The organism is Luteibacter sp. Sphag1AF (assembly GCF_014192715.1).
Taxonomy (GTDB): Bacteria; Pseudomonadota; Gammaproteobacteria; order Xanthomonadales; family Rhodanobacteraceae; genus Luteibacter.
This window is the reverse complement of record NZ_JACHYH010000003.1, coordinates 337,394-359,655: the sequence shown is the minus strand read 5'-3', so window position 1 is coordinate 359,655 and position 22,262 is coordinate 337,394. Positions and strand designations below refer to the sequence as shown.

The following is a 22,262-nucleotide window of genomic DNA, read 5'->3' as shown; positions in this document are numbered from 1 at the left end:
CGCCCGTGAACAGCGAAACATCCACCCGCGAGCGATTCAGGCGCTGGCTGCCACGCATCGTGGCAGCCCTGGTGCTGGTGAGCCTCGTCGCCGCGATATGGAACATGGCAGGAAGCCGCGTCGGCGTGCGGCGCGAAGCACCGCGCGTGACGACGATCACGCCCTTGCCTCCGCCGCCTCCGCCGCCGAAGGAAAAGCCACCGGAGCCGAAGAAGGTCGAGGAAGAGGTCAAGCAGACCATCGACAAGCCCGCAGAGCCGATGAAGCCGGTCGATGCGCCGAAACCGTCCAACGACGTGGCCAAACAGGTCACGATCAACAGCGACGCACAGGCAGGCACCGATTCGTTCAACATCGGCGCAGGTGCCGGTGGCGGCATGGTGGGAGCCGGCGGCGGCAACGGCTCGGGCACCGGCAGCTACGACCAATACCTGGGCTACGCCATCCAGCAGGCCGTGCAGCGCGATGAACGCGTCAATCGCCTGGTGTTCGACGTTCGCGTCGACATCTGGATGGACGCGGACGGGCGACTCACGCGCGCGCAGCTGGTGAATTCGACCGGTACGCCTTCCACCGATGACGCATTGGCCGAGGCGCTGCGCGCCATGCCGCGACTCGACACCGCGCCTCCGTCCACCACTCACTTTCCGTTGCGGGTTTCGATCCGCGGACGGCGTCCGGGATGACATGCCATGACGCTTCCCCAACCGCACGCACACGTATTCAGATACCGGAGATTTAAGGGCATGACCACCACCCCGTCCTTGGGACGTTCGCTTCGGCGTGGACTGCTGTTCGCGTGCATCGGCCTTGCGCTGGGCGCATCCGGTGTCCACGCGCAGAGCGCTCCGTCGGAAAACGCCACCATCAACCTCGTGAACCTTCTGGTGAAGCGCGGCGTGCTGACCCAGGCTGATGCCGATGGCTTGATCGCACAGGCCAACGCAGACGCCGCGAAGGCAGCCGGCAATGCGCCGGTCGTTGCGGGTGCCGTTGCGGTGCCAGGTCAGGTGCGCGTGCAGTACGTACCGGAAGTGGTGCGCAACCAGATTCGCGATGAAGTGAAGAAAGAAGTCATCGCGCAGGCCAGGTCCGAACACTGGGCCCAACCCGACGCGCTTCCCGAATGGCTTGATCGCATTGCGTGGAATGGCGACATGCGCTTCCGCGACGAGTTTCATTACTACGACAAGAGCAATGCGTTTCCTGTCGTGGACTTCGCGCAGCTCAATCGTACCGGTCCTTACGATCTGAATTCGCAGAATCCGCCGCCGCTGCTAAATACTCGGGAGAACCGCACCAACTCGCTGCGCGTCCGCGCGCGTCTTGGTGTGACGCTGAATCTTGGCGACACCGTGAGTGGCGGAATTCGCATCGGCACGGGCAACGACAACAACCCGGTATCCACCACGCAGAATCTGGGCGGGGGCTTCGCCAAGAAAGACCTGTGGCTCGATCTGGCCTACCTGACCTGGAAGCCGACGGACTGGGCCTCGGTCACGGGTGGTCGCATGACCAATCCGTTCATGAGCACCAACCTGCTCTTTGCCGACGATCTGAACTTCGACGGTGTGGCCGGGCGTTTCAACGTTCCCGTCAGCGACCAGGTATCAACGTTTGCCACCGTGGGCATGTTCCCCATCGAATATCAGGCGGATGATTTTCCGTCCAATGCGCAGATCAAGAATGCCAGCCGCGACAAGTGGCTGACGGCAGCCCAGGTCGGCGCGACGTGGCGCCTGGATGAAGAAACCAGCTGGAAGTTCGCGCTGGCCTACTACCGTTTCGACAAGATGCGCGGCGAAGTTTCCTCACCGTGCGCCATCTATCTTGGCGCCAACTTCTGCGATACCGACAGCACGCGCTCGGCATTCATGCAGAAGGGTAATTCGCTGTTCCTGCTGCGCGACATCATTCCCGATCCCTCCTCGCCGGGTAACTATGCCCAGCCGCAGTTCGTCGGTCTGGTTTACAACTACCGGCTCGCCAACGCCATCACGCAGTTCGACATGAAGGCCTTTGACACGCCGCTTCGCCTCGAAGCGGATTACGTACGAAACCTTGCCTATCACCGTCGCGATGCGTTCGGCCCTTCCGTGGGGCTTGGTCGTCTGGTCAACAACTTCGATGCCGGTGACTTCTCCGAGAACGCGTACAAGAGCGGCCCGGTGGGCTGGATGGTGCGTGCCACGCTTGGCACGCCGACGCCCAAGGCAAGCAGCGACTGGAACGTGGTGTTTGGCTACAAGTACCTGCAGCCGGATGCGACGGTCGATGGCCTGAACGATCCGGACTTCCATCTGGGCGGCACCAATGCCAAGGGCTTCATCCTGAGCGGCAGCTACGGGCTGACGAAGTATGCGTGGCTGTCGGCGCGCTACTTCAATTCCCGACAGGTCTTCGGGCCGCCGCTCTCCATCGACGTCTTCCAGCTTGAAATGAACGCACGGTTCTGAGGTGACTATGAAACGCAGCGTATTCCTTCTGTCCTGTGCTCTCGCCGCTGCTGCGGCAGGAAGCGCATCCGCCCAGATGGCCAGCCTGGAATCGCGGCTTCGCGACCAGTTGCGTGACACCCGGTCGCAGCTTCAGGACCTTCAGGCGCAACAGGCACAGTGGGCGGCGCAAAAAGCCGCGCTGGAAGCCGAGCGTGATGCTGCCCTTGCGGATGCGGGTGCGGCAAAAAGTGCCCGTGCGTCAGTGCCAGCGCGTCCCGCTGTCGATGAGCGTGCGCTGGTTGCCGAGCGCAAGAAGCAGGAGGAACTGCAATCGGGCATGGACCGCCTGCGCAACGAGCGGGACGTGGCATTGCAGGAGGCGCACGCAGCGCAGGCTGAGCGCGCGCGACTGGATGGCGAGCTGAAGAACAGTGAGAGCTTGCTCGGCACCTGCTCGGCGAAGAACGACCTTTTGTACGGCGTGGGAAAAGACATTCTCACAGCCTACGAAAACCTGAGCGTCAGCGAGGTGATTGCGGCTCGCCAGCCGTTCGCGGCCAAGGCCCGCGTACGCCTGGATAACGCGGCCCAGGCTTTTTCCGATCGCCTTTACGAGCAGCGCGTGGACACGAAGACCGCACGTAACCCTTGAGTGATGGCGCCCCGCCACAGGGCAAGCTGGGAGCGCTGGATGTTGGCAAAGGACAGGGATGTCCGCTCTCGGGGGAGGGCGGATAACGCAAGGCATACAGGGAGGGGACGAATGGATACGACCGGGGTTGATGTAACAGAGGAAGCGGTGCGCTCCAGCCTGGCCAATGCGGTGGCGGAGATGCTCCAGCTGTTGTTTCGCGCAAGACAGGAACGTGCGTCAGGGGTGCTTCTGGACCGCTGTCCCCGCCCCATGCTGGAGGCGCTGCTGTCTTCCAGTGACTACGTACTGCAAGGCCGGGTTCGTTATGTGGTGGAAGACCGGCTTCGATTTCGCAAGGTGCGGCCGGAACCCACGCTTTCGGTTCCGCGCGCCATGCAGTTTGTGCTGAACCTGTGGTGCCAGCAGGGACGACGCACGTGGATACGCAATGTACTCAGTGAATTGACAGAGCAGGACATCGACGAGCTGGCACGGATGCCTGAACTGGACAGTGAAGTGGTTTCCATCATGCGCGAGTCCAGCTACCCGGACCCGACTTGAGCGGACACGCAACACGGCATTACCGGAAGCGCGCGGATAACGTCGCTGCGCTCCGCACCCTGTAACGGAGAGAGTTGTCATGATCGTTCGAGCCCGCAGTTCCCGTAACGCCGCATCGTCGAGCGTAGCTCCCCGTCCGACGTTCCGCCGGCGCACGATCTGCCATCTCATCGCCGTCGCGCTGACTGCGGGCAGCATGGCTGCCCATGCAGCTCCGCCTCAGGCGTTCAGCCCGGCATGGTTTGCGCAGAAGCAGGCGCAGCCGGGTACAGCTCCGACGGCAGGCACGCCAGGCGGTGCAGGCACGGGTCTGCCTGCGGCCGGATCGTCCGCCGCCAACCTGCTGCTTCAGCAGCGCGTGCAGCAGTCCATCAACAACCTCAATCAGTCCGCCCAGGCCGTCGCCGCGCAGATCGCCGCGCAGAAAGCTGCCGCAGAAGCGGCCGTGAAGACGCCGGGCGACGTGCCCAACGGCCTGGCCGCTGGCGGCCTCAATCCCGCTGCCGGGATCGCAGGCAATCCGTCGCTGTGGCAGAACGCGAAGACGCCTGTGCAGAGCGTGGCCGCAGGCAGCACGGTTGTGGAAGTGAAACAGACCGCCAGGAAGGCGATTCTCACCTGGGACACGTTCAACGTCGGCCGCGACACCACGTTGTACTTCAACCAGAGCGCGGGCAACCAGAACGACGGCAGCAACGACTGGATCGCGCTCAACCGGGTGGTGGATCCCTCCGGCTCGCCCAGCAAGATACTGGGTCAGATCAGGGCCGAGGGCACGGTGTACCTGCTTAACCACAACGGCATGATCTTCGGTGCGGGTTCGCGCGTGAACACACACGCGCTGGTCGCCAGTTCGCTGGATCTGTTCAGTTCAGACCTCGCCACCAGTAACGCCACGTTCCTCAATGAAGGTCTGGCGGCCAGCCCGAACGGTGCGCCGCGCGTGGGCATGCTGACCGGCAGCTTCACCGATGGCCGGTCCCACGATGTAGTGATTGAAAAGGGTGCATCCATCACCTCGGGCGCGCAGGGCTTTGCGCTGGTTGCCGCGCAAAATGTAACCAATGCCGGTTCCATCGTTGCCGATGATGGTCAGGTGATCCTGGCGGCGACGTCCCAGCTGAGCAACGTGGGACAGAACGGCGCACTGTCCGCGTACGACAGCTCCACGTTCGGAACAGACTACGGCAGCAACCGTGGCACGGTGACCAACACGGGTCTGGTTCAATCGCGTCGCGGCAAGGTGAGCATGCTGGGCTATGGCGTGACGCAGGCGGGTGTCGCACTTGCCTCCACCAGCATCGCGCACCCGGGAAGCATTGAACTTCTTGCGCAGAATGGTGTGACGCCTTCGGACGGCCGCTCCTCCCGTTCCGGCCCTCTGCTTCTGGCGGCAGGTTCGGTCACCGCCGTATTGCCGGAGAAGGATGGCACCACCACATCGTCATCGGCAGCCGCCGACAAGGCCTTCGTCAACGGACACATCACACTCACGGGTGGTTCGATCACGTTGCAGAACGGCTCGCTGGTCGAAGCCCCCGGCGCCACCGTCAACCTGACGGCGCTTCGTGATACAGGATTTGCCTCGCTGCTGCCGGAGAACGCAGGCCGCATCTACATGGATGCGGGCGCGATCATCGACGTGTCCGGTCTGGCCAATGTGGTGCTGCCGATTTCCGCGCTGCTGGTGACCATCCCGCGCATCGGTCAGAACGAACTGGCCAACTCGCCGCTGCTGCGCAACAGTTTTCTCTACACCCAGAAAGATGTGGTCGTCGATACGTCGCAGTCAGGCACGCGTGACGATGGCCTGGACTGGATCGGCAGCCCGATCCTCAACGTGCAGGGCTACGTCGACAACGTGCCGCGCGATATCTCCCAGCTCCTGACCCGCGGTGGCAGCATCGGTCTGGACGCCAACGAAGTCATCCTGCGCAGCGGTTCGCAACTGAAGCTGGACGGTGGCTTCGTCGCCTATCAGGCCGGGTGGATCACCACGCCGAATCTTCTGGGTGCAGACGGCCGCATCTACAACATCGCGTACGCCGACCCGTCTGTGAACTATGTGGGCTTCGCGGGCCAGTACAACGCGACGCATGCCCGCTGGGGTAAAACCGAAACATACAATTCGCCATTGCTTGGCGGCATGCGCCGCTGGGACGACGGCTTCGTCAGTGGCAGCGATGCCGGCACCCTGTCGATCCACGCGGATCGCGCGCTTGTGCTGGATGGCGACATCTCGGCGGTAGCGTCGGCCGGCACCCGTCAGGTGGCCAATGGCTCGCAGCCAGCCAGCGGCCGACTCACCATCGACACGATGCCCACGTCGTCGAACCGCGACGTCTACATGCGTGGCGTGCTGCTTCAGCAATCCACCCAGCTTCTCGATTCGCTGGTGCCGGGATTCAACGCAGGCACGGCGTGGGAAGACGCGCAGAAGGCCCAGGACGGCACCGCTACGCAGAGTAACGATCTGCGCAGCTGGCTGATCGTTTCGGCCGACATGATTTCGCGCGCCGGGTTCGACAATGTGTCGATCTCCACGAAATCAAACATCGTGGAAGCGGCCGGTACGCAGTTGAACGTCAATCCGGGCGGCAGCGTGGCACTGACTGCCGGTCGCATCGACATCTATGGCGACATCCATGCGCCGGCTGGCCAGATTTCATTGACGACGGGTGTGCCGGTGTCTGCACCGGGGCCGGGTAGCGTCGATACGCCTCTCCAGCATGCAGATATCCATATCGGCAGCGGTGCTTCGCTCAGCACGCGGGGTCTGTGGATCAACGACTCCGGCATGGCGCCGGCCGATATCCGAGGTGACCGTTACGCGAACGGCGGCACGATCAGCCTGCAAACGCAGCAGGCGTACTTCGGCGACACCGTCAACCGGATCGACGGTACCGGGTCGATCATGCTCGATGCGGGAAGCACGCTGGATGTATCCGGTGGCGGCTATGTGGGCACCGACGGTCGCGTTGCCATGAGCCATGGTGTGCCGCAGGGGCGCGGTGGTGATGTGTCGTTGGTCACGTACGCGTCCCCCGGCCCGCTGTCGTTCGAGTTGCTGCCCTCTCCGACCGCGCTTGATAGCGCGCGCATCGTCATGGGTGGAGACATTCTCTCGCACGGATTTGGCGGCGGTGGCAACCTGACGCTACAGGCCGCCGAAGTGCGGATCGGCGGCAATCCGGACGACATGGCGCTTTCCAATGGCCTGTACCTGGCGCCATCGTTCTTCGCCGGGCAGGGCTTCGATGGCTACATGCTGCACGCGATCACCGATGCCATCATCGCTGCCGACACGACCGTACATGTGGAGCGAGCCAACTTCCTTCCCGATCTGGATGCCTTGCGCACACTGGCAACCGGTAGCGACCTGTATGCCACTACGTCGGGCGGTGTTGGTTTCCTTGACGCGTATCGTCGCTGGGCGACGCGTGATCCGCGCACCGGCCATGGCCCCGGCTTCTCACTTACGGCCGGCGAATTCCTCCGGTGGCCGTTCAACCAGAGGGATCCCATAAACGGCGGCAGCATGGCCTACCCCGGGGTCACCGGTTCGGTGGTCATCAACAAGGGCGCCGTCGTGGAAACCGATGCGGCTGGCACGATCAGTCTGGCATCCACTCACGCCACCATCGTGGACGGCACGCTGCGCGCGAACGGCGGCAATATCACGCTGACCACATCCTCGACAGTCAACCTCCTTCCCTCCGTTGCACCGAAGGTCTGGCTCGGCAGCAATGCGCTGCTGGATGCCTCCGGTGTGTCGTTGATCGACACACAGGCAGGCGCGGCGACACGCAGTGTTTCCGGCATCCCGGTGGGTGTCACGCCGCGCACGGGTACCGTGCTTGATGGTGGCAGCGTGTCGCTCCTGGCCGCAGACGGTGGCTATGTGGTGACTCAGGCGGGTGCGGTGATCGACGTATCCGGTGTTGCAGACACGTTTGATCTCCCGTCCGCTGCCGCGCGGCTGCAAGGTGCGAACACGGCCTATGCGCCGACCGCTGTCTGGAGTGACGCGGGTAGCATCATGTTCGGTGCAGCCGCAGGCCTGTTTGCGGATGCGACGTTGCGTGCCACGGGCGGTGCTGCCCAGGCAGAAGGCGGCACGTTGTCGATCCTTGCCATGGATTCAGGCGGTAACGACCGCCGCCCTCAACCGACCGGCATTGTCATCCAGCAGTCGGGCGATCTTGTGCCCACGGGAGCAACGGAACAGGGCGCCGTGGAATCGGGCAAGCCGTCCGGTGTGCTGCACTTTGCGGCAGATCGCCTGAATGGCTCGGGCATCTCCAGCCTGGTCATCGGGCCGGCCGTGGGGCCGGCGGCTGATGCACAGATTCCTGTGTCGATCGGTTTTGCCGGCGACGTCGATCTTTCGCTGGGACGCTCCATCAGCCTTTACGGAACCGGTTACGTTGCGATGCCGGACGGCGCCACCAGTGTGGCGAACGGCACGGGCTTCGCACAGGGTAATGGGCATGTTCGTCTGGCTGCGCCGTATGTAAACATCTCGGGCGTCTTGCCCGGTAGTGGTCAGCCGACATCGTCGCCGCTGGCCGGCGATGGATCGCTTGTGGTCGATGCCGGCTTCATCGACATGGGCGGCCGGATCAATCTCCAGCGCTGGGCAAATGCGACGTTCAATGCGACCGGCGACATCCGCTTCACGACGCCAGCGGCACTGGCGTATGGCTCCGATGGCAAGCCGGTACCGGGCATGCTGTTCAGCACGGGTGACCTGACCTTCAAGGCAGCGCAGCTGTATCCGTCCACGGACTACCGGTTTGTCATCAATGCCAATGCATCCGGCATTGCCGATGCGCAGGGTGCGACGCGTACGACCACCGTCACCATCCTGCCGGGCGGTGCATCCACCACGCCATTGTCGGCGGGTGGTTCGCTGCTGATCGACGCCGATGACATCGAGCAGGGCGGCACCGTTCGTGCGCCTGCCGGCTCCCTTGTGATGGGTGTTTCCGATCCGGCCGCGCAGGCTGCGGATTTCGGTCTGACCCCGGCATACTTTCCGCTGGTTGCGACATCGACGGTGCACCTTGCGCCAGGAAGCCTGACCTCGGTGTCGCTTGACGGCCTCCTGGTGCCATACGGCACGACGGTCGATGGCGTGGAATGGCGCTACAACGGAAGCCCCAGGGCATCATCGACGGACCTGACTGCGCCGCCTTCCAAGGCGGTACAGGTCAACGGTACCCAGGTGTCGCTGGACAAGGGCGCAGGCATCGACCTTTCCGGTGGCGGCTCCCTGGTGGCGGGCGAGTGGGTGCCCGGCGTCGGTGGCTCGCGCGATCTGCTCGCGTCGCAGTACGCGGATGGTCGCGCCATCTACGCCATCATTCCCGGCTATGCATCGCCGGTCGCGGCACACGACATGGCCTTCGAGGCCGCTTCCGGCGCTGGTTCCGCCGTGGGCAAGTCGGTCTATCTCTCCGGCATTCCTGGCTTGCCGCCGGGCATGTACACGTTGCTTCCCGCACGTTACGCCGAACTGCCGGGCGCGTTCCGCGTGGTGCAGGACACCAGCAGCATCGACAGCGTGCTGGGTCGCTCCGCGCTTCATCCGGATGGCAGCTACTCGGTCACAGGCTACTTTGCCGATGGATTGAGCGGCGCGCGCGACGCACGCAACACCACCTTCCTCGTGCAGTCGGCCAGCACGTGGCAGCAGTATTCGCAGTACCGCCTCACGGATGCCGATGCATTCTTCGCGGCGCAAGCCAGCAAGGCCGGCGTGCAGGCGCCTTCGCTGCTCGCAGATGCCGGTCGTCTGGTGCTTGCCGCCAGCCAGAGCCTGGATCTGGGCGCCACGCTTACGGCCAATCCGGCCAAGGGAGGCCGCAGTTCGCAGGTGGACATCGCCGGTCAGGCCATCGAGATTGTGGGAAGCGGCGAGAGTGCGCGCGATGGTTACCTCACTCTTTCCGCTGATGGCCTCACGCAGTTGGGCGCAGGCAGTCTGCTGATCGGTGGCGTGCGTCACCATGTGGACGCGGGCGACCTGGTCGACAGCGTGGCCGACAGCGTCATCCTGTCGAACGATGCGGCGCATCCTCTGGCGGGTCAGGAAATCCTTCTGGTCTCCCGTGCCAGCACTGCTCCGGACGCACGTGGCGTGCTGCTGCAAAGCGGAAGCGTCATTCTGGCGACGGGCGCGACCAATCCGGTCGCCAGCCAGCCGCTGATCTTTGGCGCTGATCCGGGCAAGGACGCTGCGGGCAACGCGACGCCGGCGGTGAGCGGCGACGGCTCCATGCTTCGCGTATCGCAGAACAGTGCCGCTACGGTCATCCGCCACCAGGTTCCGGGAACCGGTGATGTGGCGGGTACGTCAACAGGTCGCCTCAGCATTGAGGCGAATGCCCTGGTGCAGGGCGGGAACGCACTCACGCTGGACGCCGCGGGCGCGATGCACGTGGACGCGGACGCCGTATTCAGCGCCAAGGCGATCGACGCCAACAGCAACCGCATCAGCTTCGTGGGCGAGGGCGTTGATGCCACGGATCGCGATGGTCTGGTGATCGGGCCGGGCGTTCTGAACCTGTTCCGCAATGCAGACGAAGTAACGCTGCGCAGCCGCGGCGAAATTGATTTCCTTGGCAATCTGGACATCGAATTGCCCAATGCTCTGGCGCTGAGCGCGTCGTCGCTCGTTGGCGACGGCGGCGACGTCCTCATCCGCGCGGCGCGGGTCGCACTCGGCAACACCATGGGTGCCGTGGTCGCGCCTGCCGGTGCCACTGGCGGCAGTCTTGGAATCATGGCGGACGAAGTCGACCTCGGGCCGGGCATGACGTCGGTCAATGGCTTCAGTGCATTCACGGCGACGGCAGCGCGTGGTTTCCGTGGCCAGGGCACGGGTGGTGTGGACTTCGGTGGCATGGGCACTACGCTCACGGCCCCCGTATTCATCGCAGACAGCGGCGCGAACACGACGTTGCAGACCACGGGCGCACTGCGCCTGAACGGATCAACGGGTACGGCGCTCACCAGCGATGCGCTGGGCGGCGCACTCACGCTGAGCGGCGGCAGCACGACCGTTGGCATGAACATGGATGCGACGGCAGGCACCCTGGATCTGAGCGCGACCGAGGGTGATCTCGTCATTGCGCCAGGCACGCGACTGGACGTGGCCGGCATCAACCGCACGTTCTTCGACACCACCACGTATGCCTCGGGCGGAACGCTTCGGCTGCACGCGACGAAGGGCTCGGTGAACATCGGCAGCAACGCCTCCATGCTGTTCGGCGGCGGTGCGCAGGGCGGTGATGCCGGCAGCTTCACCGCCACGGCAGCACAGAGCGTACTGTTGGGTGGCACGCTGGATGGCCACGCGGCGAAGGGTTATCGCGGTGGTTACTTCACCCTGGATGCCGGCGCGGCGCAGGACCTGGACGCACTTGCCCGTCTGGCTGCGGCCGCCGGCGCCACCGGCATGGTCGACATTTCCAGCGGTACGGGCGACCTGACTCTTTCCGCAGGCAACACGCTTGCCGCGCAAAAGGTGTATCTGAGCGCTAACGGGGGCACGACGCGCATCAACGGTACGGTCAACGCCGCCGCCGCGGCTGGCAGCCGTATCGAACTCTACGGTCGCCAGGGTGTGGATGTGGAAGGCAGCCTGATTGCCACCAGTTCCATTGCCGCGCAGCGCGGCGGCGACGTGGTGCTTGGCACCACCGGCACCGGCGACGGCACGCTCAACGACACGTACGGCTATCAGAACGTGCAGCGGGGCGACGCAGGCAGCATTCATGTGGGCGCGAATGCACGCATCGACGTATCGGGCGGCGCGGGTAGCAGCACGGGTGGGCGGGTCAGCATGCGCGCGCCCTTGCTCGCAGATGGCGATGTGCCCATCACGCTGGATGGTGGCGCAGGCAACATCGTGGGTGCGCGTGACGTCACCATCGAGCCATACGCCGTGTGGAGTACCACCGACGCCTCGACGTCGCCGGCCAGACACTTCGACGGCATGATAGATCCGGCAGGCTGGTACCACGATGTGGACGGCAAGCCCACGCTGGTGGCGGGGAAGTGGACCGATGCGAGCGGCAAGGTGCTTGCAGCACCGGTCGACGAGGCGCAGCTGAAGCAATATCTCAGCACCAACTTCTTCACGCCGGACGATGCCAACGCCGACCATCTGGGTTTCTACGGTTACGCCGGTGGCGATGCAGCCAGCGGTCCCGGCACGTTGATGGGTTTTATCCAGAATCCGGGTTTCACCTTCGGCAATCGTTTTGCAGCCATCACCAACGTGAATGTCCGTCCGGGCATCGAGTTGCGCAACCCGACCACCGGTTACAACAACGGCACGATTTCCGTGCTGACCAACTGGAATCTCGGCGCGGGTGTCACCGACGACAACGGCAAGATCCATCTGGCTTACCGGTACGGCAATCTTGCACCGATCCTGACTGTACGCGCTGCCGGCAATCTCGACCTGTCGGCAAGCATCACGGATGGTTTCTATCAGCAGAACAATGGCGCCGTACTTTCCGACGCACCGGCACCGACAACGCCGCCCGCACCGGACAACGGCTATGCCGCCGCACTTGCCGCGTATCAGACCAGCGACCAGTACTTCCTGGACAACGACCTGTGGAACGGCACGATCAATCTGGCCGACGGCGACCCCGACGACGGCAAGACGCCGGGCGGCGGTGTCGCCGATATCAGCAAGGATCGCTACTACCAGCCGCTCCAGGCGCCGCTGAAGGATCAGACAGCCGACTACTACACCAACTATCAACGCTACATCGGTGAAATCGGCGATGGCGACAACGAGAACTGGGCGGCCACGTTCAACCGCTTCAACAACGTCGTGGGTCGCTTCCTGACCTACAACCCCACGACGCTGCCTGCCCCGCAACCGGGCGACTATGGCAACTATGCCGACTACGCGACGGATTACGAGAACTGGCTGGAAACCAATTTCAACTCCGACGCTCGCACATCCACGCCGTCGCCGATCCTGCTTCCCGTAGATAGCGCGTACGGCGCATACACCGTCAACTACGCTACCTATATCGACGGCCACAACACGTATTACAACTACGTTGCCACGCAGGTCGGCAATCGCTTCTTCGGCACGCAGTTGTTCTATGCACCGTTCGCCCCGCGCTCTGACGCCCAGGTGCACAATCCGGCCTATGACAGCGCTCTTGCGGCGTATCAGACCTCGCTTGCCTACTTTGATGCGAACGCGCTCTGGAACGGCACGATCACGCTGGCCAGCGGTGACCCGGACGATGGCAAGACACCGGGCGGCGGCATAGCCAACATCACCCGCGACCCGTACTACCAACCGTTGCAGGCGCCGTTGACGGGCCAGTCCAACAACTATTACGCCAACTACCAGCTCTATATCGGCGAGATCGGTGATGGTGACAACGAGAACTGGGCGGCTGCGTTCAACCGGTTCAACAACGTGGTCGGTCACTTCCTGACCTACAGTCCCACGGCCCTGGTGGCACCGCAGCCTGGCGCCTATACCCACTACGCCGACTACGCGGCGGACTATGAGAACTGGCTGGAGACGAACTTCAATTCGGACTCCCGAACCACCACGCCATCGCCGATCCTCACCCCCGTCGACACGGCGTACGCCGACTACACCGCCAATTACGGCACGTACATCGACGGGCACAACACGTACTACAACTACGTGGCTACCCAGGTGGGCAACCGCTTCTTTGGTACGCAGCTCTTCTACGCGCCATTTGCTCCGCGCCCGGATGCGGGCACCGATCCGGGTGGTGGTAGCCCGGTCGTGCCGCCGGCAGCGGCGAACAACAGCCCGTCAAACATGCCGTCGTTGGGAAATGCAACCTCGCTTGCGTCCGCGACGCTGCTCGGCGGATCGAGCACGTCGTACCGCTTCGTGGCCGGAGCGAACGTGGACGCCGCCAACGTGCTTGCCACGTCCACATCGGGCGACATCCTGCTCGACGGGCACTTCTCCGTAAAAGACACCCTGACCGATCCTTCGGTGGTCACACCAAGAAGTCCTTACGCAGGCAAGACGCTGGTCTTCCCAACGACGATCCGCACCGGCACCGGTTCCATCGATATGGCATCCGGCGGCGACATCCAGTGGCTGGACGACGCGTCGCCTGCCACGGTCTATACCGCTGGCGCACCGGCACAGGGTACGACGAGCGGTACGGACGTGTCGGTATTGCGTCCTTCCGAGAAGGCCCCGGGCGCGGGCGACACGTTGCCCGACATGCTCGTGACAGGTCTTGTCAATCCGGACAATGCGGGCGACATCTCGCTTGACGCTCGCGGCAACATCAACGCCGTGCAATATGTGGTCGATGCCGATGGCAGCGTCACCCGGGGTGGCGCAGGTACGTCGATATCGCAGTACTGGTGGCAGTGGATGCAAACGGGCAACGCGGCTGACGGCAGCCGGTCCTCGATCAACTATGGCAATTTCGCTCAGGGCGTAATGAGTGTGGGTGGCAACGTCAGCGTGAATGCCGGTGGAAACATCAGCGAGCTTTCGGTGTCCCTGCCCACCACCTGGTACGCCAGCACAGCGCGCGACAGCATCACCACGGTCGGCGGCGGCAATCTTGATGTGCATGCCGGTGGCAACATCCTCAGCGGCGCGTATTTCGTGGCGAAGGGCATCGGCCGCGTTGATGCAGACGGTGCCATCAGCGCTGCGGCGGACCTGTCGGCTCTGAATCTCACGACGCTCGGCAACCCTCCGGTCAACTCGCCGCTATCGACGCTGTTTGCATTGCAAGATGCGCAGCTCTCGGTCAATGCGCGCCAGGGAGCGAATATCGGCGGCGTGTACGACCCGTCTTATTACATCGCATCCAACGTATTCGGCGCGCTCCTGCCGGCTGGCCATGCGGACATGCAGGGCTACAGTGAGGACTCGTCGCTCAGCGTCGTCACGGCCGCAGGCGATCTGGTGATGGGTAGCCTGCGTGCTCCGGGTCTCGCCTTCGGTGCGGGTGGTGTCGCTGGCCCGGTGTTGCCGGCATCGCTTTCGCTGACGGCACTCGGTGGTGATGTCGATATCCTTGCCGACGGCCAGCTGTATCCCTCAGCGTCGGGCAATCTGAGCATCCTTGCGGACGGCGGCGTGAGCTTCTCGCGGCAGACAGTGCAGGACAGCCAGGGTCGAAGTTTCGGGCTGATTGACGCCGATCCCGCGTCGATGCCGTCGCCGCTGTCGCCGGCTACCAGCAACATTGATCGTATTGGCGTGGACCCGCTGGGTGGTGCGGGCAACGCGCGCTTCCACCAGCCTGTGGCCCTGCATGGCGCAGACGACCAGCCGGTTCGCATCTACGCACTTGGCGGCGACATCGTGGACGGCACGCTTGCACCGAACGGCTTCAGCTATCTGTCGCTGGTGCTGGCACCGGCCAAGCAGGCGCTGATCTACGCGGATCGGGACATCGTGAATTTGTCGCTGGTCGGGCAGCACACGCATGATGCCGACATCACACGCGTCGCCGCCGGTCGTGACATCTATGACACCGCGTACCTTCCCAATGGTTCATTCGGGGCTTTCATTCTTGGTGGCTATCAACTGCTGCCGTCCATTGCGCTCGGTGGTCCGGGCGCATTGCTGGTCGAGGCGGGACGCAACATCGGTCCTTTCTCCAGCGAACTGGACGCCAGCCGTGATACCAACCCGAGCGTTCAGCGCGGCCTGACCGGTATCCAGAGCGTTGGCAATCTGTTCAACCCGTACCTTCCTCACGATGGCGCGGACGTGAGCGTGCTGTTCGGTGTGGGCCCGGGCGTGGATACCGCGGCATTCTTCGCGCGCTATCTCGATCCGGCCGATGGTGCGCCGGGAACCGGCAGCCTGCTCCCGGACCTTGTGGACTTCATGAATCAACGCGTCGCCGGTACGGCGGTGAACACGGGTTACGCGGGCGACAAGGTAACGGTGTCGTTGACGCCGGAGCAGGCCCGCGCACTGTTTGATGAGCAGCCTGACTATGTGCAGCGTCTGTTTGCGGAAAAAGCACTGTTCAAGATCCTCGCCGCCGTCGGCAATGACTACAACACACCCTCCAGCCCGTACTTCAACCAGTACGCGCGTGGATACGACGCCATCAGCACGCTGTTCCCGGCGTCGCTGGGCTACACGGCGAACGGCAGCGGTGCCGGTGGTGAGAACGGTGCGGCAACGACGGTCAGCACCGGTGATCTGGATATCCGCAGTTCGACCATCCAGACCCAGCAGGGCGGTGATGTGACCGTTCTTGGGCCGGGTGGCCAGGCGCTGCTCGGCAGCACCTCGGCTCCTTCACAGATCGTGGACAGCCGGGGCAACGTGCTCGCTGGCCCGAACACCATGGGTGTGCTGACGCTTGAGAGCGGTGCCATCAACATGTTTACCGATCAAAGCGTGCTGCTTGCACAAAGCCGTGTCTTCACCGAACGCGGTGGTGATCTGGTGATGTGGAGTTCCAACGGCGACATCAATGCCGGTCAGGGCGCAAAAACGACCGCGGAAATTCCGCCGCCGACCTACCTGTGCGACATCGACGCATGGTGTCGCATCGACGCGCGCGGCCAGGTAAGCGGAGCGGGTATTGCCACGTTGCAGACCGTGGAAGGGGCGCCCGCAGGCAGCGTATATCTCATTGCGCCGCGTGGTACGGTGGATGCCGGTGATGCGGGCATCCGCGTGGCAGGTAACCTGATTATTGCAGCGGCAAGGGTCGCCAATGCCGACAATATCCAGGTGAAGGGAGACTCGGCAGGTGTGCCTGTGACTGCTTCTGTGAATATCGGGGCATTGAACGCGGCCAGCGCAGCGGCCAGTGCGGCATCGAAGGTTGCCGAGGATGTGGTTCGCAAGCAGCAGGCGGATTCACGCGACCGCATGCCATCGGTCATCTCCGTGCAGGTGCTGCGTGACGGGAACAACAGCACAAGCGTTGACCGTCCCGCGCAAAGCTATGACATGGACAGTCCTGTTCAGGTGCTGGGTGCCGGGCAACTGGACAGCATGCACGCGAAGATGCTGACGGATAAGGAACGCAGTCGGCTGAAGAACAATTGATCGCGCATGGATGCGACTGCGTATAGAGTATTTCTACGTAGTCGCATCCAGTAAATGGATCATTCGGACGTCCAAAAACCGCAGTTGTGACCCACGTGTTATGCCAATTTAATGAAGTAACACAATGAGCATAATCGCCGACACCGTAACTTAATTCGCGCGTCATTCCCCTCTGCCACTTTATACGAGCCCCCAAATGGGGGGCTTCTATGCAAGGGGATACACCATGCGTCATGGATATTCGATGGGTCAGACCCGCATGAAGTTGGCGGCGGGCGCTGTGCTTATGTGCCTGGCTTCGGTGGCCGGTGCGCAGACCACGCTGGTTGGCGGTGGCGCGACCCTGCCGGCAGTGGGTTACGGCGGCGACGTCAGCAACCGTCTGATCACGCCGACCAACGGCTCGCTGCTTTACGCTTACTCGCACGTTTCCGGCAACCCGGCGACGACCTATTGCCAGACCGGCAGCGGCACCGGCAAGAAGATTCTCGCTGGTAACGATACCGGCGTGGCCAACGTCAGCGCTGCTTGCAACGCGACGGCTGTTCCGACCGGTTTCGGCGGCACGGGCCTCACTCAGCCGCATTTCGTCGGCTCCGATTCCCCGCTCTCCGCTTCTGACTACGCCGCTTACGGCGCTGGCCACAGCGTGGGTCAGCCGGTGCAGCTGCCGGCCGTTGCCGGCGCCATTGCCATCGTCTACAAGAAGACGGGCGTCACCTCGCTGAAGCTGACGGAAACCCAGGTTTGCCAGATCTTCTCCGGTCAGATCACGTCGTGGAGCGATTCGCGTCTCGCCGGCTCCGGCGTCCCGAACACGGCCACGGGTAGCATCTCCATCGCTTATCGTTCGGACGGCAGCGGCACGTCGTTCGCCCTGACCAACCACCTGTCGGCCAAGTGCGGCGCGACCTCGATCGGCGGTAACGGCGTTGCCACGTCGTTCAAGACGAACCAGTCCTTCGCTACGGCTGCTGCTGCCTACCTGAGCTCGTATGCAGGTACGCTCCCGGCGTCGGGCAACCCGGCCGTCGTTGCCGCGGTTCTCGCCAATGATGGCTCGATCGGCTATGCCGAAACGGCCAACGCGCTGACCGCCGGTGCCAAGTTCGCCAGCATCGCGAATGATTCGGCTCCCACCACGTTCGTGAACCCGTCGAACTACGGTTCGCCGCTTGCTGTCTCGCTCAGCTACGACAAGGTGATCGCTGATGCCGTCGACACCAACGGCCGTCCGACCCTGCAGGCGCTGCCGCTGACCAACCAGTGCATCGCTGTGGTTGATCCGTCGAACTACGCCACGCCGGCTTCGGGTTACCCGATCCTTGCCGTGTCCTACCTGCTGGGCAACTCGCAGGGCAACGGTTCGCAGCTTGCCAACGTGCAGAGCCTGCTGTTTGCTCCGTACAACTCGGCGATCCGCACTGCCACCGCCAACATCGGTGCCGGCACCGGCCTGTCGTTCCTGACCAACGCTGACATCACGACCACCAAGATCAACGGTTGCGTGGTTAACTGATTCAGCTGAGTCGAACGGATTCGACACAAAGGGGAGAAGGAGCATGAAGCTCCTTCTTCCCTTTTTCGGTTCATCGTCTAGCGACTCAACGAATGTCCTCTGCGCTCCATCGCCAGCTGTCGTGCAAAGGAGATCTGGCGTTCGATGGCCTGCTCCCTGGCGTCGGCATCCAGCTGCTGGGCCTGCTCCATGCTGAACTCCTTCGGCGGTGCCGGCACGTCCATGCTCAGCGTCACCCGCTTGTGCGGCATGGTCACGACCATCTGGTTGTCTTCCAGTTGCGCGTCGTTCACGCTGATCGGTCGTAGCGATTCGTAGCGTCTGACATGACAGCTCAGCAGGGCGACCTGGTCGTTGGACACCTCCATCGGCAGGCGTTGGCGCAGATTGGAGTACAGCGGATCTTCCCCGGGCAGCGGCGCGCTGGCCCGGGGCACGACGTGGGTCAGCGGATGCTGCGAGGGGACGAGTTGGCTCGTATCGTCCGGGTGGGTGGCGTCGCGGGCTTTTTCGCGTTCCCGGCGAAGCTGGTAGGTGTCTTCCAGTTGCGCGCGTTCGGCCGGATCGGTGACGTCCCGCATGAGCGGCTCATCCATGGTCGCACCCATACTCGAATTCATCGACATGGGCGATGCCATGATTTCGATCCATGCACCATCGCGTTCGCGCGCGAAGTAGTGCTTCCTGTCGCCAATGAAGTGGGGCCTCTGGTTGGTCCATTGGTCTAAAGCCGAGAAGTAGGCAGCACTCATGTCCTTGCTGTAGATCGCCCGTTCGGCGGCTCGCAGGCTGTCCACCGTGGCTATCTCGCTCAGGGTGTGGATCAGGCGGGGCATGCCGAGGAAGCGGTTGTTCAGCATGCTCTTCCAGAGTGCTTCGGTCTGGACCTCGGCGCCTCGTTCGTCCAGGCGCAGGGCTTCCAGCGCCTTGCGGGGTGTCCAGGCGTTGGGGTCGATGTCGATCTTGTTGAAGCTGAGGTCGTGGGCTTTTTGCACGTCCTTGACAGGCAGATTAAGGGCCAGATCGGGGTGCGAATTTTGGTAGAAATGCTCCTTCCGCAAAAGCAGATCCCGCCCGATCAGGTCGACGCCAAAGTTATCCCACTCCCGCTCGGTCAAGACCCTGCCGTTGTGTTCCTTCGCATAGGTCTTGGCATAGAGGTTCGCGGTGGCCCCGGGCATGTTGTCGTTACGCACGACACCGAGGGCCAGATCCCCGTAACCGTCGTCGCCGGGACGTGTGGCCAGGTAGTTCCAGTAGCGCTCGCGATTCCGCGTCTTCACGTAATAGGCGAGGATGGCCAGATCTTTTTCGGTCAATCCGGGGGAAGACGAGGTCATTTACTGGATCTCCCCATTTTTCAGCAGGGCGCGCACGGATGCTTCGATCTGTTCCCAGTGCGGCAGCAGCACACGCTTGTAATCCACGGAGACGTAAGCCTTGTATTCGGGAATCAGGAATTCGTGGCGGCATAACGCTCGACTTCCATCCCGTTCGATGTCGTCCACGAGATGATCCCGTTCCAGATGCGCGCCATCGGGGAGGGGACGCGATCCGCAGGTGATGACGGTCGTCGGCACGCCTTCCGGATCAAAGCGCACGAACCAGTCGTCGTTTACGTCGGGCTCGTGCGCACGGGTGTCCGGCCCATACACCTTGCGATAGTAGGTCTTCAGCCGGTCGAAGTCGGCGTAGTACGGGATAAGGCCATAGAGGGGCTTACCCTTGATGCGCATATCAAGATTCTGCGCCGGGTCGGCCCGCTGCGCCGGGTCGGAACTCATCGGCTGGATCGACATACGCAGGAGGGTGGGATACACCGCATCGGGCTGCCGGGAGACATGCAGGATCCTAATCCCTATCTCGGACAGAAACGTATGCGCATCATCGTGCCAGTCGATCCCCATGGGCAGCGGTTGCAGTGACGGCCACTGGAGGGAGAAGTCGAGCCGTTCCTTGTCGCCTTCCTGCCCCCGCTGCCCGTCATACAGATTGCTCGGCAACCGGAACCGATGCGGCCCCAGGCATGCCTCGCGTAACGTCAGGGTTTTGGTAGTGACCGACGGCTGCGCGTGGCACGGGTTGTCCGCCGTGGGCTCGGGCGCCGCGGGAGGCAGGGAGCGGCACGCGGCCAGGAGCGCGGCGATAAGCATGCCGATGGGCAGGGGTACGGGCATGAGGTCTCCTTGGAGCTCAGGGGGAGGCGGTAACCGGCGACGCGGTGGCCGGGGGATGGCGCAGCGCACGGCGCGATGCCCCGAGGGAACCATCACGGCCTGCTCGCCACGACGCAGGGTCATCAGGTCGTCCGCACACGGCGACAGGCACGTGAGCCGGTGCTTGTCGGGGGCATGGGCCCGGATAAACGCCCCGCACACGGGCGCCTGCGCCTCGGCCCAGTCGCGCTCGGGCGGTGGTTGCACCACGCACAGGTCGAACCGGCGCAGCAGTGCCGTCGTCGCCTTGCCGTACAGGGCGGGCAGCGTGTCGAGCCCGGCGGTCGAGACCAGCCAGCGCAGCGCCTGCGGCCCCTCCGTCAGGCAGGCCAGCGGCGGAAACGTCCGCAGGCTGTTGAGGATGACCAGCGGTTTGACCTTCGGGGCGCGGTACGCGACCCGCGCCTGCCATTGGTTCACGAAGGTCTCGATCAGCGGCCGCGCCTCTTCGCCACGGTCGCCGGGAATGTCCAGATAGATCGTGACGCGTCGCGGATCGTGGCCGCCACACAAGTCCCCATGGCGGGCGATGGCGTCCCGGTCGGGGTTCCACGAGGCGAAGGGCTCCAGCGGGCCACGCAGCTCCTGCCAGATTCGCGCGATGGTGGCCTGATCCAGCCCGCGCCACTCGTCCAGCGCGATACGGGTGGCCGAACACAACGCCGGGTGGCTGGCCAGCGCCGCCAGCGACCGGTGGTTGGCGTGCCACCGGCACAGCCGGAACAGGTCCACGGGAGAAACCCGGGTCTCCCCCTCGCCAGCGGCGTGAAGCACATCGTGCACGACGTGCACCAGCGCGACAAATGCATGCTGCACCTGACTGGCCAGCAGCGCGTTGCGTTGCGCTTGGCGCGGATACCAGCACGCCGCGATGGCACGGAGCGCCGGGTCCGACCAGCCATCCTGCGTCCACGCCGGCTGCAACGGATTCCAGCCATGACAGCCACCAAAGAGCGTGATCTGCAGCACCGGATGCCCGTCCTTCGCCCGCCAGCCGGCGGTCTCCGCATACAGGTGCCCGCCCGGGTCGATGACCAGCACCGGTCCCTGCACATGCCGCAGCGTGGTCACCAGCGAGGCGGGGGCACGGTGGCCTACCACCAGCACCGAGGCGTCCGGCGCACTGGTGCTGCGTCCCCAACGGGATGCCAGCGCAATACCGCGTCCGCGACGATACGACCACCATCGCGCGCCGTCGCCCAGCCGCGCAAACGGAGGCACGGGTGTGGGCCAGTTCGTGCGCTGCCAGCGACGACACCATGCACCCAGGCCACCGCCCAGCACCACCGGCACGGCCACGCCGATCAGCGTCCAGACGCGAATGCGCGTGGCCACCGGTTGCAGATCAGGACGATCCAGCACCCACAGGGTGTTATAGATCAGATCAATACGCAGCTGCGCTAACGAAAGACCCAGCGACCACAACACCAGCACGCCGGACACATACGCGGCGGCAACCACGATACCCAACGCCAGCATTGCGGCGCACAGGGCTTTTAACCAGGGCTTCATGCCACTTCCTCAAGAACAGGGGACATCCGTGTCGGCGGATCATGGCATAGCTTCGCGAAGGGCGCCGAGTCGATGGGCACACATCACGAGTGGAAAGTGATGGGCTTCACGGGTGGACTCACCAGTGGATCTGTTCTGTTCCCCGCACCACGAAAATGCTCCAACGCAATCTGCGAAGAATCGCTTTTCGTCTGTCATTCAGCCCCGTGCGGAAGCGCGCTTGCTCGCGCCATGCCGAAACCCGGCGCCTCATTCGACGTCCTGACACAAATGCGTGTCAGCCTTCTTTCATGGGGATTCATAC

The 22,262-nt window shown here is 63.7% G+C and carries 8 protein-coding genes; 6 read left to right on the top strand and 2 right to left on the bottom strand.

Features of this window, described 5'->3' with window-relative positions; translation table 11 throughout:
* Positions 1 to 5 precede the first annotated feature (5 nt).
* The 6 genes from FHW69_RS19215 to FHW69_RS11055 all read left to right on the top strand — a co-directional run bounded on the left by FHW69_RS19215 (position 6) and on the right by FHW69_RS11055 (position 18,230).
* Positions 6 to 686 carry an energy transducer TonB gene (locus FHW69_RS19215; RefSeq protein ID WP_183423111.1) on the top strand — a complete coding sequence of 227 codons (681 nt, stop codon included), beginning with the start codon at positions 6 to 8 and terminating at the stop codon, positions 684 to 686.
* Positions 687 to 746: 60 nt separating this feature from the next.
* On the top strand, positions 747 to 2,456 hold the full coding sequence (locus FHW69_RS11075; protein WP_183423110.1) for a putative porin: 1,710 nt from the start codon (positions 747 to 749) through the stop codon (positions 2,454 to 2,456).
* Between the two features lie 7 nt (positions 2,457 to 2,463).
* Complete coding sequence (locus FHW69_RS11070; RefSeq protein WP_183423109.1) at positions 2,464 to 3,090, top strand: DNA repair protein; 627 nt, start codon at positions 2,464 to 2,466, stop codon at positions 3,088 to 3,090.
* A gap of 111 nt (positions 3,091 to 3,201) precedes the next feature.
* Positions 3,202 to 3,633 carry a hypothetical protein gene (locus FHW69_RS11065; RefSeq protein WP_183423108.1) on the top strand — a complete coding sequence of 144 codons (432 nt, stop codon included), beginning with the start codon at positions 3,202 to 3,204 and terminating at the stop codon, positions 3,631 to 3,633.
* A gap of 79 nt (positions 3,634 to 3,712) precedes the next feature.
* On the top strand, positions 3,713 to 16,711 hold the full coding sequence (locus tag FHW69_RS11060) for a filamentous haemagglutinin family protein (RefSeq protein WP_183423107.1): 12,999 nt from the start codon (positions 3,713 to 3,715) through the stop codon (positions 16,709 to 16,711).
* 244 nt (positions 16,712 to 16,955) lie between these two features.
* A complete protein-coding gene (locus FHW69_RS11055; protein WP_183423106.1) occupies positions 16,956 to 18,230 on the top strand; it encodes a substrate-binding domain-containing protein in 1,275 nt (424 codons plus the stop codon).
* A gap of 77 nt (positions 18,231 to 18,307) precedes the next feature.
* Here FHW69_RS11055 and FHW69_RS11050 read toward each other — a convergent pair whose 3' ends face one another.
* Positions 18,308 to 19,570: a hypothetical protein gene (locus FHW69_RS11050; protein ID WP_183423105.1), complete on the bottom strand. Its 1,263-nt coding sequence runs from the start codon at positions 19,568 to 19,570 to the stop codon at positions 18,308 to 18,310.
* Positions 19,571 to 21,958 (bottom strand): hypothetical protein, encoded by a 2,388-nt coding sequence (locus FHW69_RS11045; protein ID WP_183423104.1) that lies wholly within the window; start codon positions 21,956 to 21,958, stop codon positions 19,571 to 19,573. It abuts the gene before it with no gap.
* Between the last annotated feature and the right edge of the window lie 304 nt (positions 21,959 to 22,262).